Origin of the sequence: Catellatospora sp. TT07R-123 (assembly GCF_018327705.1) — a bacterium.
In the GTDB taxonomy this organism is placed as follows: Bacteria; Actinomycetota; Actinomycetes; order Mycobacteriales; family Micromonosporaceae; genus Catellatospora.
In genome coordinates, this window is the sequence record NZ_BNEM01000001.1 from 1,788,624 (window position 1) to 1,803,437 (window position 14,814).

9 protein-coding genes are annotated in these 14,814 nt (G+C 72.6%); 2 read left to right on the plus strand and 7 right to left on the minus strand.

The annotated features are described in order from the left end of the window. Positions 1–24: 24 nt before the first annotated feature. Positions 25–624 carry a pyridoxamine 5'-phosphate oxidase family protein gene (locus Cs7R123_RS07420; protein ID WP_212824527.1) on the minus strand — a complete coding sequence of 200 codons (600 nt, stop codon included), beginning with the start codon at positions 622–624 and terminating at the stop codon, positions 25–27. A gap of 152 nt (positions 625–776) precedes the next feature. Further along, positions 777–1,334 (minus strand): hypothetical protein, encoded by a 558-nt coding sequence (locus tag Cs7R123_RS07425; RefSeq protein WP_212824529.1) that lies wholly within the window; start codon positions 1,332–1,334, stop codon positions 777–779. A 276-nt stretch (positions 1,335–1,610) separates the two neighbouring features. On the opposite strand from Cs7R123_RS07425, the gene Cs7R123_RS07430 reads away from it, so the two are divergent. Continuing rightward, positions 1,611–3,545, plus strand: a complete 1,935-nt coding sequence (locus Cs7R123_RS07430; RefSeq protein WP_244871673.1) for a potassium transporter Kup — start codon at positions 1,611–1,613, stop codon at positions 3,543–3,545. Between the two features lie 11 nt (positions 3,546–3,556). On the opposite strand, the gene Cs7R123_RS07435 is transcribed toward Cs7R123_RS07430, so the two are convergent. Further along, positions 3,557–6,184, minus strand: a complete 2,628-nt coding sequence (locus Cs7R123_RS07435) for a sensor histidine kinase KdpD (RefSeq protein ID WP_212824531.1) — start codon at positions 6,182–6,184, stop codon at positions 3,557–3,559. A 198-nt stretch (positions 6,185–6,382) separates the two neighbouring features. Between Cs7R123_RS07435 and Cs7R123_RS07440 the strand changes: the two genes are divergently transcribed. Next, a complete protein-coding gene (locus tag Cs7R123_RS07440) occupies positions 6,383–8,431 on the plus strand; it encodes an APC family permease (protein ID WP_212824533.1) in 2,049 nt (682 codons plus the stop codon). On the opposite strand, the gene Cs7R123_RS07445 is transcribed toward Cs7R123_RS07440, so the two are convergent. The 4 genes from Cs7R123_RS07445 to kdpB all read right to left on the minus strand — a co-directional run bounded on the left by Cs7R123_RS07445 (position 8,386) and on the right by kdpB (position 14,786). Next, positions 8,386–9,099 carry a response regulator gene (locus Cs7R123_RS07445; RefSeq protein WP_212824535.1) on the minus strand — a complete coding sequence of 238 codons (714 nt, stop codon included), beginning with the start codon at positions 9,097–9,099 and terminating at the stop codon, positions 8,386–8,388. The genes Cs7R123_RS07440 and Cs7R123_RS07445 overlap by 46 nt on opposite strands. Beyond that, positions 9,096–11,657, minus strand: a complete 2,562-nt coding sequence (locus tag Cs7R123_RS07450; RefSeq protein ID WP_212824537.1) for a DUF4118 domain-containing protein — start codon at positions 11,655–11,657, stop codon at positions 9,096–9,098. The genes Cs7R123_RS07445 and Cs7R123_RS07450 overlap by 4 nt, the downstream gene beginning before the upstream one ends. Before the next feature lie 91 nt (positions 11,658–11,748). Continuing rightward, on the minus strand, positions 11,749–12,627 hold the full coding sequence (locus Cs7R123_RS07455; RefSeq protein WP_212824539.1) for a potassium-transporting ATPase subunit C: 879 nt from the start codon (positions 12,625–12,627) through the stop codon (positions 11,749–11,751). After that, positions 12,627–14,786, minus strand: coding sequence for a potassium-transporting ATPase subunit KdpB (kdpB, locus tag Cs7R123_RS07460; RefSeq protein ID WP_212824541.1), 2,160 nt, complete (start codon positions 14,784–14,786; stop codon positions 12,627–12,629). The genes Cs7R123_RS07455 and kdpB overlap by 1 nt, the downstream gene beginning before the upstream one ends. Positions 14,787–14,814 lie beyond the last annotated feature (28 nt).

A 14,814-nucleotide genomic window follows, 5' to 3' on the forward strand; every position in this document is an offset into this window, starting at 1 on the left:
ACGGCGCGGGCCCCGGCACCGGCGTCACCGCGGGGCGGGCTCGACGCCGGGCGGCAGCGGCAGGGGCAGGCCGGGCAGCCCGTCGAGGCTGGTGGCGACGTGCTCCTTGCCCGCGAAGTACGCCCCGAGCGACTCGTCGTCCTCGCGCTCGAACCGGCGCCGGTGCAGGTCCCGGTCGGCGTCGTAGGTCAGGAACGGCACCGCGTAGCCGCAGGTGTCGCGGATGAGCTCGGCGTGCACCACGATCACGGCCCGCAGGCCGTGGCCGCGGTGGTCGATCCCCGGGAAGTGGGCGAGCAGCTCGGGGAACCGCGGGTCGTCGCGGAACACCGGCTCGCCGCGCCCGTGCACCCGCACGATGTTGGGCGGCCCCTGGAAGGCGCACCACATCAGCGTGATCCGGCCGTTCTCGCGCAGGTGGGCGATGGTCTCGGCGTTGCTGCCCGCGAAGTCCAGGTAGGCCACGGTCTGCTCGTCGAGCACGGCGAACGAGCCGGTCAGGCCCTTGGGCGACAGGTTCACGGTGCCGTCGCCGGCCAGCGGCGCGGTCGCGGTGAAGAACATGTGCTGCGCCTCGATGAACTCGCGCAGCCTGCCGTCGATACGGTCATAGGTCTTGCCCATGGCGTGCTCCTCTCCCGCCCTCCCCGTCGCACGGCGGGCGGCCCCGGCCGGGCGGTGGGCGGGATGCCGCACCTGCACGCTACTGCGGGACACGCCACGCCGGGTGCCCGCGCGGTCCAGGTCCCAGCAGGTGAGGCGGCGGTCGGCGAAGTTCAGGGGCCGACGTGGACGCGGGGGCGCCGGGCCGGATCGGGTTCGGCGCTGCGCAGTACGGCCACCGTGACGGCCGCCAGGTGGCCGGACCCCAGCAGCAGGAACCGGATCAAGCCGCGGCGGTGGCCGGCGACGGGCCAGGCGAAGTCGACCCGGGGCACGGTGCCGTTGACGTCGCGCAGATGCAGCAGGACCGCCGCGATCGCCTTGCCGGGAGCGGCGGCGCGCACGGCGAGCACGGGGAAGCCGTGGTCGTCGCGGCCGGTCACCTCGATCACGCCCGGTCGCGACGGTGGACCGACGACTTCGAGGAACAGGGCCTCGCGGCTGGCCGCCGACCGGGCAGGGCCCGGGGTCTGCGGCTGGTGGCGGGCGACGGGAGCTGCCGCGATGACGCGCAGCAGACTGTCGGCGGCGGTGGCCGACGCGGCGACGGCCCGAGCCGCGGGATCGAACTCGACCGGATCGCCGGTGGGCGTGAAAGCACGGGCCCGCACGGCCAGCAGCACGGCGAGGGCGGCGCCGGCCGCGGGTGCCGTAACCGTCAGAATGCTCATCGCTCGCTGCCTCCCGGTCTGTCCGACGATCCGTCCGGGTCACCGTGGTCGGCGCGGCGGGCGGCGGGAAGCGGCTTTGACGCATTCGCTACGGCGGTCGGCGCATTCTTGACGCGATGTTGATGCCGCTGCTCGCGGGAGTGGGAACCGACCGCGGACGAGCACCGCGACGAGCGCCGCGACGAGCAGCAGCGCGATATCGGGAGTCAGCGCCACATACCGCCTGATCGCGGTATCCTCCGGCGACACCGATCATCTGGCGCAGGAGGCAATCCGGTGACGAGTCGCGAGCAGACGCCCGGCCACGGCACCGGCACGCACGACGTGGTGCGGCTGGCCGTCATCGTGGGCGCGCTCGGTGTCGTGTTCGGCGACATCGGCACCAGCCCGATCTACACCATGCAGACGGTGTTCAACCCGGCCGACCCGCATCCGGTGCCGGTCAGCGTCGACAACGTCTTCGGGGTGGCGTCCCTGGTCTTCTGGTCCGTGATGATCATCGTGACGGTCACCTACATCCTGCTGGCGATGCGCATCGACAACCAGGGTGAGGGCGGCATCATGGCCCTGATCACGCTGCTGCGCCGGTGGAGCTCCGACCGTGGCGGCCGGGCCGCGGGCGTGCTCGCGGTGGTCGGCATCTTCGGCGCGGCCCTGTTCTTCGGCGACAGCATGATCACCCCGGCGATCTCGGTGCTGTCGGCGATCGAGGGCCTCAAGACCGTCAACCCCGACCTGGAAGCGGCGATCGTCCCGCTCACCGCGGTCATCATCGTGGCGCTGTTCCTGGTGCAGCGCCGGGGCACCGCCGCCGTGGGCCGGGTGTTCGGCCCCATCATGATCGCGTGGTTCCTGGTCATCGCCGTGTTCGGGATCGGCGGCATCACCCACCACCCCGACATCCTCAAAGCCCTGTCCCCGACGTACGCGCTGGGCTTCCTGACCCACCACTTCGGTATCGCCTTCTTCGCCCTGGCCGCGATCGTGCTGTCGGTCACCGGCGCCGAGGCGCTCTACGCCGACATGGGCCACTTCGGCCGCAAGGCGATCACCCGCGGCTGGCTGGGCCTGGTCCTGCCCGCCTGCGTGCTCAGCTACCTGGGGCAGGGCGCCCTCATCCTCGAGGACAACGCCAACATCAGCAGCCCGTTCTTCCTGCTGTCCCCCGGCTGGGCGCGCCTGCCGCTGGTCGTCCTGGCCACAGCCGCGACCGTCATCGCCTCCCAGGCCGTCATCACCGGCGCGTACTCGGTCGCCTCGCAGGCCGCGCAGCTCGGCTACCTGCCCCGGCTGCGCATCGCGCACACCTCCGCCTCCACCATGGGCCAGATCTACGTCCCGTGGATCAACTGGCTGCTCATGGTGTCCGTGCTGACGCTGGTGTTCGCGTTCCAGAGCTCCGCCGCGCTGGCGTACGCGTTCGGCATGGCCGTGACCGGCACGATCACCATCACCACGCTGCTGTACTTCTACGTCGCGCGACTGAAGTGGGGCACGCCGAAGTGGCTGCTCGGCATCGGCGCGGCCCTGCTGCTCGGCGTGGACCTGCTGTTCGTCGCGGCCAACCTGACCAAACTCGTGCACGGCGCCTGGCTGCCGCTGCTCATCGCCCTCACCGCGTTCACCATCATGACCACCTGGCAGCGCGGGCGGCAGGTGGTCACCGCCGAGCGCGTACGCACCGAGGGCACCCTGCCCGAGTTCGTCGAGCAGCTGCGGGAGGCGGCCGCGTCGACGGCGACGGTGCCCGGCACCGCGATCTTCCTCAACCGCGGCAAGCAGACCGCGCCGCTGGCGCTGCGGGCCAACCTGGAGCACAACCACGTCCGGCACGAGCACGTCGTCATCATGTCGATCGAGACCGACACCGTGCCGTACGTGCCTGAGCAGGAGCGGGTCACCGTCGACGACCTCGGGTACGCCGACGACGGCATCACCCACGTGACGGCCCGGTTCGGCTACATGGACACCCCTGACGTGCCCGCGGCGCTGCGCACCCTGGACCCGGCCGTCACCGAGGGGCAGCTCGACCTCGACAACGCCACGTACTTCCTGTCCAAGATCGAGCTGCGGCGCGGCGAGGATCCGACGATGGCGGAATGGCGCAAGCGGCTGTTCATCGCGACCTCGTACATCACCTCCGACGCCGCCGCGCACTTCGGGCTGCCCCGCGACCGGACCATCATCATGGGCTCGCACATCGACGTGTGACCCGTCGGCCGTCAGCGCTGGCCGGGCTCTGCGGTCGGGTGGTGCAGGCCCTCGGTGAACGCGCGCTCGGCCGCGGCCTCCTCGGCGGCGCTCAGGCCCACCGGGGGCGGCACCGCGGGCAGCGACAAGACCATGGTGAGCCCGCCGCCGGGGGTCGTCTCCGGCAGCAGCGTCCCGCCCATCGCCTCGGTCAGCCCGCGCGACAGCGCCAGCCCCAGGCCGACGCCGGTCTCGTTGTCGCGGTCGCCGAGTCGCTGGAACGGCGCGAACACCCGTTCCCGCTGGTCGTCCGGGATACCCGGTCCGTGATCGATCACCCGCAGTTCCACCTGGTCGCCGTGTTCGCTGGCGGTCACCAGCGGCGGCCGCCCCGGCGGGCTGAACCGCAGCGCGTTGGCGACGATGTTGACCAGCACGCGCTGGAGCAGCCCGGGATCGGCCACGGCCGCCGACAGGTCGTCCGGGATGCGCACCTGCACGCCCCGTCCGGGCGGTCCGAGCTCGTCGAGCGCGGCGGGCACCGCGTCCTCCAGCCAGATCGTCACGGCGGCCACGCCCAGGGCGCCCGCCTGGAGACGGCTCATGTCCAGCAGGTTGCTGACCAGCTGGGTGAGCCGGTCGAGCGACTCCCCCGCGGTGGCCAGCAGTTCCTGCTGGTCCTCGGGGCTGAAGGTGACGTCCTCGCTGCGCAGGCTCGCCACCGCGGCCATCGCCGAGGCCAGCGGCGTACGCAGGTCGTGGCTGACCGCCGCGAGCAGCGCCGTGCGCATCCGGTCGGCCTCGGCCAGCGGCTTGGCCCGTGCGGCCTCCTCGGCCAGCCGCTCCTGGCGCAGCGCGACCGCCGACTGGGCGGCGAACGCCTCGATCACCCGCCGGTCCGCGGCGGGCAGCGCCGGCCCGCGCAGCACCAGGACCACCCGGTCGTCGGCCGGGACGGTGGCGTCGCCCTGCGCCGGGGTCGCCGCGGGCGGCCCGCCGACAGACGCGGCCACCTGCCACGATCCCGGATCGTCGAGCCGTTCGGGACCGGTGCTCGCCGTGTCCCGCAGCTCCAGCAGGGTCACCGCGTCGAGATGGAAGGTCTCGCGCAGGTGGTCGAGCAGCGCCTGGAGCGGGCGGGCGCCGCGCAGCACGCTCCCGGCGACCGTGGCCAGCGTGCTGGCGTCGGCCGACGCCTGGGCGGCCTCGCGGGTGCGCCGGGCGGCCAGGTCGACCACCGCGCTGACGGCTGCGGCCACCAGCACGAACACCGCCAGCGCCAGCGCGTTCTCGCGGCGCGCGATGGTGAACGTGTGCACGGGCGGGGTGAAGAAGTAGTTGAGCAGCAGCGAGCCGAGCACCGCTGCCACCAGCGCGGGCCACAGGCCGCCGACCAGCGCGACCGCGATCACCGAGGCGAGGTAGAGCAGGATGTCGCTGGCCAGCGAGAGGCTGCCGCGCAGCGCGTACAGGGCCAGGGTCAGCAGCGGCAGGCCCGCCAGCGCCAGCGCGTAGCCCGCGGCGCGCCGCCGGGCCGACAGCGCCGAGGCACCCGCCGCCAGCCCGCGGTGCCGTGCCGGAGCGGCCTGCTCGTGCGAGACCAGGTGCACGTCGATCTGGCCGGACCGGGTGATCGTGTTCACGCCGACGCCCGGGGCGAGCAGCCTGGCCAGGCGGCCGCGTCGGCTCGCCCCCAGCACGAGCTGGGTGGCGTTGACGCCACGCGCGAAGTCCAGCAGCGCGGCCGGGATGTCGGCGCCGACGACCTGGTGGTAGGTGCCTCCGACGCTCTCCACCAGCAGCCGCTGCCTGGCCAGCAGCGTGGCGTCGGCCCCGGCCAGGCCGTCGTTGCGGGCGACGTGGACCGCGAGCAGGTCGGCGCCCTTGCTCGACCCGGCGATCCGGGCCGACCGCCGGATCAGCGTCTCTCCCTCGGGGCCGCCGGTCAGCGCGACCACGACCCGCTCGCGCGTCTCCCAGGTCTTGCCGATCCCGTGCTGGGCCCGGTATGAATCGAGCTGGTCGTCGACCTTGTCGGCCAGCCACAGCAGCGCCAGCTCCCGCAGCGCCGTCAGGTTGCCCACCCGGAAGTAGTTGCCCAGCGCGGCGTCGACCCGGTCCGGGGTGTAGACGTTGCCGTGCGCCATGCGGCGCCGCAGCGCCTCCGGGGTCATGTCGACCAGTTCGACCTGGTCGGCCTGGCGGACGACCCGGTCCGGCACGGTCTCGCGCTGCACCACCCCGGTGATCTGCTGGACCACGTCGTTGAGCGACTCCAGGTGCTGGATGTTGACGGTGGACAGCACCGTGATGCCCGCGTCGAGCAGCTCCAGCACGTCCTGCCAGCGCTTGGCGTGGCGGCTGCCGGGCACGTTCGTGTGCGCGAGCTCGTCGACCACCACTACCTGCGGGGCCCGGGAGAGGACGGCGTCGACGTCCATCTCGGTGAACGCCGCGCCGCGGTAGGCGAGCTGCCGCCGGGGCACCAGCTCCAGCCCGTCGAGCAGCTGGGCGGTCTGGCGGCGCCCGTGCGTCTCCACGAAGCCCACGACGACGTCGGTGCCCCGGCCCCGCCGCCGCTGCGCCTCCTCCAGCATCGCGTAGGTCTTGCCCACGCCCGGCGCGGCGCCCAGGTAGATACGCAGCTGTCCACGAGCCATATCCGGATCATCCACCACCACCGCGCCCGGCACCCGGCGGCACCCTGGCACTCGGCGGCACCCGGCGGCACTCGGCGGCGGCACCCGTCGCGCCGGGTCGGCCGACGGGGCCCGCGCGGGCGTGACGTCCGCCGCGAGGGCGTCAAGATAGCGTCAAGAACCAGCGGTAATAGAGATCATCAGCCTTACGCTGACGGCGTGCCCACCCCTGCGATCTGGTTCAAGCGCATCCTTCTCGGCCGGCCCTTCCGCACCGATCGCCTCGGTGAGACCCTGCTGTCCAAGCGCCTGGCCCTGCCCATCTTCGCCAGCGACCCGCTGTCCTCGGTCGCGTACGCCACCCAGGAGATCCTGCTCGTCCTGACCCTGGGCGGCCTGGCCTACCTGTACCTGGCGCCGTGGATCGGGCTGGCGGTGGTGGTGCTGCTGACCGTCGTGGTGATCTCGTACCGGCAGGTGGTGCGCGCGTACCCGTCCGGCGGCGGCTCGTACGAGGTCGCCTCGCGCAACCTCGGCCCGGGGGTGGGCCTGGTCGTGGCCGCGGCGCTGCTGGTCGACTACATCATGACCGTGGCGGTGTCGGTCGCCGCGGGCGTGGACAACATCATCTCCGCGGCACCGGCGCTGAACGCGTGGCGGGTGCCGATCAACCTGGCGTTCGTGGCCCTGCTGGCCGCGATGAACCTGCGCGGGGTCCGCGAGTCGGGCAAGACCTTCGCCGTGCCGACATACCTGTTCATCGTCGGCGTGCTCGCGATGATCACGGTCGGGCTGGGCCGGACCCTGTTCGGGCACGCCCCGGTGGCCGAGAGCGCCGGGTGGGCCGTCGAGCCGAAGCACGTCGGCCTGGCCGGGCTGGGACTGACCGTGCTCGCCCTGCGCGCGTTCTCGTCCGGCTGCACCGCACTGACCGGGGTCGAGGCGATCTCCAACGGCGTACCGGCGTTCAAACCGCCCAAGAGCACCAACGCCGCCCGGACCATGGCCTGGATGGGCGGCCTGTCGGTGGTGATGTTCGCCGGGATCACCGCGCTGGCCCTGGTCGCCCAGGTGCACATCGCGGAGGACACCTGCGACCTGGTCGGCTTCCCCGGCGACTGCGCCACCGACCCGCAGCGCACCGTCATCGCCCAGCTCGCCGCCGCCGTGTTCGGCGGGACGCACTCGGCGGGGTTCTACTACATCCAGGCGGTCACGGCCGCGATCCTGATCCTGGCCGCCAACACCGCCTTCAACGGGTTCCCGCTGCTCGGATCGATCCTGGCCCAGGACCGCTACCTGCCGCGCCAGCTGCACACCCGGGGCGACCGGCTGGCCTTCTCCAACGGCATCATCGCGCTGGCCGCGATCGCCGCCGCGCTGATCGCCGCGTTCGACGGGTCGGTCACCCGCCTCATCCAGCTCTACATCCTGGGCGTGTTCACCGCGTTCACCCTGTCGCAGTTCGGCATGGTGCGGCACTGGAACCGGCTGCTGACGACCGAACGCGACCCCGTCGCCCGCCGCCGCGTCCACCACTCCCGCTTCGTCAACGCCCTCGGCGGGGTGCTGACCGGGGTCGTGCTGGTCGTGGTGCTGGCGACGAAGTTCACGCACGGGGCATACCTGGTGGTCATCGCGATCCCGCTGCTGTGGCTGATGATGCGCGGCATCCACCGCCACTACGACACGGTCCGCGCCGAACTGGTCGCCGAGCCGGGCGACCGGACGCTGCCGAGCCGGGTGCACGCCGTGGTGCTGGTCTCCACGGTGCACAAGCCGACGCTGCGCGCGCTGACGTTCGCCAGGGTCAGCCGCCCCGACTCGCTGACGGCGGTCACCGTGCACGTCGACGAGGCCGACACCCGGGCGCTGCAACGGCAGTGGGCCGAGTACGACATCGCCGTCCCGCTGACCGTCATCGAGTCGCCGTACCGGGAGATCACCCGGCCGGTGGTCGAGTACGTCAAGAACCTGCGCCGGACCGGACCGCGCGACATCGTGGCCGTCTACATCCCCGAGTACGTCGTCGGCCGCTGGTGGGAGCACCTGCTGCACAACCAGTCCGCGCTGCGGCTGAAGGCCCGGCTGCTGTTCGAACCCGGCGTGATGGTGATCAACGTGCCGTGGCAGCTGCACTCCAGCGCCGCCGTGGTGGACCGGATCGTGCACACCCCGGGCCAGGTCCGCCGCGGCCTGGCCGACGCCGAACCGGCACCCGTTCAGCGCTCGGCGGGCTCGGCGGGCTCGGCGGGCACGAACCGGTAGCCCATGCCGGGCTCGGTCAGCAGCTGGCGGGGGTGGGCCGCGTCGTCCTCCAGCTTGCGGCGCAGCTGGGCCATGTACTGCCGCAGGTAGTTGGTCTCGGTCGCGTACTGCGGACCCCAGATCTCCTGGAGCAGCTGCCGCTGCCCGACCAGCTTGCCCGGGTTGCGCACCAGGGCCGTGAGCAGGTGCCACTCGGTCGGCGTGAGCCGCACGTCGGTGCCGGAGCCGTCGACCGGCCGCACCACGTGGTTGGCGACGTCGATGCTGTACCGCCCGATGCGCACCACGCTCTGCGCGTCGGGTGTGGCCAGGTGGCGCCGGGTCACCGCCCGGACCCGGGCCAGCAGCTCGTCCACGCCGAACGGCTTGGTGACGTAGTCGTCGGCGCCCGCGTCCAGGGCCAGCACCTTGTCCTGGCTGCCGGTACGCCCGGACAGCACGATGATCGGCGCCGCGGACCAGCCGCGCAGCCCGCGGATCACCTCGACGCCGTCCATGTCGGGCAGGCCCAGGTCCAGCACGACCACGTCGGGATGGCCCGAGCCCGCCGCCCGCAGCGCACCGGCCCCGTCCGCGGCGAGGTCGACGTCGTAGCCGCGCGCCCGCAGGTTGATCCGCAGGGCGCGCAGGATCTGCGGCTCGTCGTCGACGATGAGGATCTTCGTCACGCTGCGGTCCTCTCGCGCGCCACGGCGGCGCTGTCGGCTGCCGGCAACGACAGCACCATGGTCAACCCGCCCCCCGGAGTGACCTCCGGCGCCAGCGTGCCGTTCATCGCCTCGCTCAACCCTCTCGCCAGGGCCAGGCCGAGCCCCAGCCCGGCGTCGTTGCTGCGGTCGCCGGACCGCTGGAACGGCAGGAACACCCGGTCCCAGTCGGCCTCCGGAATGCCCGGCCCGTGGTCGACGATACGCAACTCCACCCGGCCGCCGTGTGCGCTGGCCCGCACCGTCGGCGGCCGGTCCGGCGGGCTGTGCCGCAGGGCGTTGCCGATCACGTTGACCAGGACGCGTTCCAGCAGCCCGGGGTCGGCACTGACCTCGGGCAGGTCGGCGGGGATGCGGATGCGCACGTCGCGGGCGCTGTCGCCGAGTTCGTCCAGCGCGTGCGGCACGACCTCCTCGAAGCCCATCACCCGGGCGGCCACGCCCAGCACCCCGGCCTGGAGCCGGCTCATGTCGAGCAGGTTCTCGACCAGGCGGTTGAGCCGGTCCAGCGACTCGCCGGCGGTGGCCAGCAGTTCGCGGCGGTCGTCGGCGCCGAAGGCGACCTCGGGGCTGGCGAGGCTGTCGACCGCGGCCTTGGCCGAGGCCAGCGGGGTACGCAGGTCGTGGCTGACCGCCGCCAGCAGCGCGGTGCGCATCCGGTCGGCCTCGGCCAGCGGCCGGGCGGTGGCGGCCTGCTCGGCCAGCCGCTCCTGGCGCAGGGCGAGGGCGGCCTGGGACGCGAACGCCTCCAGGATGCGCCGGTCGGCCGCGGCCAGCGGCTGCCCGCGCAGCACCAGCGTCAGCTCGTCGCCGATCGGCACGTCGGTGTCGGCCTGGCCCGGGGCGAAGCACGGCTGCCCGCCCACGGTCGCCGCGACCCGCCACACGCCGGGCTCGTGGCGGCGGTCCGGCCCGTGCGGGGCGTCCTCGCGCGCCTCCAGCAGCGTCACCGACTCCAGCCGGAACGTCTCGCGCAGCCGTTCCATGAGCGCCGTCAGCGGCCGGTCGCCGCGCAGCACACTGCCCGCGACCGTGGCCAGGGTCTGCGCCTCGGCCCCGGCCTGCGCCGCCTCCCGGGTGCGCCGGGCCGCCTTGTCGACGGTGGCGCTCACCGCGATCGCGACCACGGTGAACACGAACAGCGACAGCAGGTTCTCCCGCTCGGCGATGGTCCATCTCAGGACCGGCGGGGTGAAGAAGTAGTTGAGCAGCGCCGAACCGCCCAGCGCCGCGACGATCGCGGGCCACATGCCGCCCACCAGCGCCACCGCCACCACCGCCGCCAGGAACAGCAGGATGTCGGTGCCCAGGTTCAGGTCGTCGCCGAAGCGGTACAGCAGCAGGGTCAGCAGCGGCAGGCCGACCGCGGCCAGGGCGTACCCGGCGGTCCTGCGGCGGGTCGACAGCGCGCTGCCGACCGGGCGGGCGAACCGGCCGCGGCCGGCCTCGGCGTGGGTGACCAGGTGCACGTCGATCGGGCCGGACTCGGCGGTGGTGGTGACCCCGACCCCGCGCGAGAACAGCTGGGCGAACCGGCCGCGACGGCTCGCGCCGAGCACCAGCTGGGTGGCGTTGACGCCGCGGGCGAAGTCCAGCAGCGCGGTCGGCACGTCCGTGCCGACGACCTGGTGGTACGTGCCGCCCAGGCTCTCGACCAGCATGCGCTGCCTGGCCAGCAGCGCCGGATCGACCCCGGCCAGGCCGTCGTTGCGGGCCACGTGCACCGCCATCAGGTCCGCGCCGCGGGCCCGGTCGGCGATGCGGGCCGCGCGCCGGATCAGCGTCTCGCCCTCGGGGCCGCCGGTCAGCGCGACCACCACGCGCTCCCGCGCCTCCCAGGTGCTGTCGATGCGGTGCTGGGCGCGGTAGCGGTCGAGCTGCTCGTCGACCTTGTCGGCCAGCCACAGCAGCGCCAGTTCCCGCAGCGCGGTGAGGTTGCCGACCCGGAAGTAGTTGCTCAGCGCCGCGTCGACCTTCTCCGGCAGGTACACGTTGCCGTGCGCCATCCGCCGCCGCAGCGCCTCGGGCGTCATGTCGATCAGCTCGACCTGCTCGGCGCGGCGCGCCACCTCGTCGGGCACGGTCTCGCGCTGCGGCACCCCGGTGATGGTCTGCACCACGTCGTTGAGCGACTCCAGGTGCTGGATGTTCACCGTGGACAGCACGTTGATCCCGGCGTCCAGCAGCTCGGCGATGTCCTGCCAGCGCTTGACGTTGCGGCAGCCGGGCACGTTGGTGTGCGCCAGCTCGTCGACCAGCACGACGTCGGGCCGCCGGGCCAGGATCGCGTCGAGGTCCATCTCCGTGAACGTCGCGCCCCGATACTCCATCGGGCGCCGGGGCACCACCTCCAGGTCGCCGATCATCTCCTGGGTGTGCCTGCGGCCGTGCGTCTCCACGAAGCCGACGACGACGTCGGTGCCGCGCTCGCGCCTGCGCTGCGCCTCCTCCAGCATGGCGTACGTCTTGCCGACGCCGGGCGCGGCGCCCAGGTAGATCCGCAGCTGCCCTCGCGACATCTACGAGACTCCTTTCCGATGTGGGCGGGCGGGCGGCCCGGTGACCGTGGAGGGATCACCCGGCCGCCCGCGGTTCATCGCGGCCGGACCGCTAGACGCGGTCCAGGGCCAGGTTCAGGTCGAGGACGTTGACGGCGGGCTCGCCCATGAAGCCCAGCGCCCGGCCCGTGGTGTACTCGTCGATCAGGTCGTCGACCCGGTCCAGCGGCAGGTTCCGCGCGGCGGCGACCCGCTTGGCCTGCAACCGCGCGTACTCGACGCTGATGTGCGGGTCGATGCCGCTGGCGCTGGCGGTGACCGCGTCGGCGGGCACGGCGGACTGCTCGGGCGCGTCACCGCGAACGGGGACGAGCACGCCCTTGCCGTAGTCCTCGCCGAACTTCCCGCACTCCACAGCCACGCCCTGGTAGACGGCGAGGAACGGGGTCGCGGGGCACGCCTGGTTGACGCTGACCGCGCGGGTGACCTTGCCGGACATGCCGTCGGTGTAGAAGACGCGCAGGACCGCGCCGAGGCCGTCGGCCGTGCAGTACGGCCGGCGCCCGTCCACGCCCTCCAGCTCGCCGACGGCCTTGCTGCGGGCGCAGACCTGGGTGAGCAGGGCCTGCTTGCCGCCGTCGCCGTCGGGTGAGTCCTTCAGGGCCGGGTCGCCGAGGGTGTCCTGCACGCTCTCAGGGCCGAGGTTGCTGGCCGAGGTGGCGTCGAGGCTGTACCCGGAGGCCGACGGGCGGCTCTGGAAGTACTTCGGGACCGGGTTGCCGTCGGCGTCGGTGAACGCCTGCCCGATGAGCAGGGAGCCGACCGGGCGCCCGTCCGCCTCGACGACCGAGCCGTTCGCCTTGTCGCGCAGGCCGGGTGCCTGGGCCAGGCCGGTGATGACCAGCGGGTAGGCGATGCCGGTCAGCACGGTGAGGACCAGCAGTGCCCGCAGGGCGGCGAGGTGCTGTGAGATCCAGCTAGGAGTACGCATCAGGAGATCCCCGGGATGAGCGAGATGATCATGTCGATGAGCTTGATTCCGACGAAGGGTGCGACGATGCCGCCCAGGCCGTAGATCCACAGGTTGCGGGTCAGCAGCTTGGAGGCGCTGCTCGGCGTGTAGCGCACGCCGCGCAGCGCGAGCGGGATCAACGCGATGATCACGAGGGCGTTGAAGACGACGGCGGACAGGATCGCCGACTCGGGGCTGGCCAGCCGCATGATGTTCAGCCGGTCCAGGCTCGGGTAGACCACCGCGAACATCGCCGGGATGATCGCGAAGTACTTCGCGATGTCGTTGGCGATGGAGAAGGTGGTCAGCGCTCCGCGGGTGATGAGCAGCTGCTTGCCGATCTCGACGATCTCGATCAGCTTGGTCGGGTCGGAGTCCAGATCCACCATGTTGCCGGCCTCCTTCGCGGCCGACGTGCCGGTGTTCATGGCCACGCCGACGTCGGCCTGGGCCAGCGCCGGGGCGTCGTTGGTGCCGTCGCCGGTCATCGCGACCAGGCGGCCGCCCTCCTGCTCCTTGCGGATCAGGGCGAGCTTGTCCTCCGGCGTCGCCTCGGCCAGGAAGTCGTCGACCCCGGCCTCGTCGGCGATCGCCCTGGCGGTCAGCGGGTTGTCGCCGGTGATCATGACGGTACGGATGCCCATCCGGCGCATCTCGTCGAACCGCTCCCGCATGCCCGACTTCACGACGTCCTTGAGGTGGATGACGCCCAGGGCACGGGCCGTGCCTCCGGTGCGCAGCTCGGCCACGACCAGCGGCGTGCCGCCGGTGCCCGAGATGCCGTCCACGGCTGGGCCGACGTCGTCGGACGGGTGGCCGCCGTTGTCGCGTACCCACTTCATCACGGCCGAGGCCGCGCCCTTGCGGATCTGGCGCTGCCCGCCGTCCTCGGCCAGGTCCACCCCGGACATGCGGGTCTGGGCCGTGAACGGGATGAAGGTGGCGTGCGGCATCACGCCCTCCTCGCGGGCGCGCAGTCCGTACTTCTCCTTCGCCAGGACGACGACCGAGCGGCCCTCGGGGGTCTCGTCGGCCAGGCTGGACAGCTGCGCCGCGTCGGCGAGCTGCTCGGCGGTGACCCCCGCGGCGGGCAGGAACTCCCACGCCTGCCGGTTGCCGAGGGTGATGGTGCCGGTCTTGTCCAGCAGCAGCGTGTTGACGTCACCGGCCGCCTCGACCGCCCGGCCGCTCATGGCCAGCACGTTGCGCTGTACGAGGCGGTCCATGCCCGCGATGCCGATCGCCGACAGCAGCGCGCCGATCGTGGTCGGGATGAGGCAGACCAGCAGCGACACCAGGACGATCCCGCTGATGCCGTCCGCGTTGAACGACGGGGTGTCCGGCGCCGCGCCCTGCCAAGCTTTGGCGTAGATCGCCATCGGCTGCAAGGTCACCACGGCCAGCAGGAAGATGATCGTGAGCGCGGCCAGCAGGATGTTGAGCGCGATCTCGTTCGGGGTCTTCTGCCGGTCGGCACCCTCGACCAGTGCGATCATGCGGTCGATGAAGCTCTCGCCCGGTTTCTGGGTGATCTTCACGACGATCCGGTCGGACAGCACCTTCGTGCCACCGGTGACCGCGCTGCGGTCACCGCCCGACTCGCGGATGACCGGCGCGGATTCGCCGGTGATCGCCGACTCGTCGACGCTGGCGATGCCCTCGACCACGTCGCCGTCACCGGGGATGATCTGCCCGGCCTCGACGACCACGAAGTCGCCCTGCGCCAGGGCCGTCGCCGAGACGGACTCCTCCTGGAACCGCGTGGCCTCGGCACCCTGCGACCAGCCGATCAGGCGGCGGGCCATGGCGTCCTTCTTGGCCTTGCGCAGCGTGTCCGCCTGGGCCTTGCCCCGGCCCTCGGCCACCGCCTCGGCCAGGTTGGCGAAGACGACGGTGAGCCAGAGCCAGACCGTGATGGCCCAGGCGAACCACGAGGGCTGCGTGATCGCCAAAACCGTGGTGAACGCGGCGCCGACCTCGACGATCAGCATGACCGGATTGCGCCACAGGGTGGCCGGGTTGAGCTTGCGCGCGGCGTCGGGCAGCGACTTCCACAGCTGCCTGGGGTCCAGCAGCCCGCCGCCGACCCGCTTGGCCTGCGGTCGGGCGCCGGCGCCCGCCACTGATGCGACAGTCATCTCTGTTTCCTTGTCTGTTTCCGCGGCC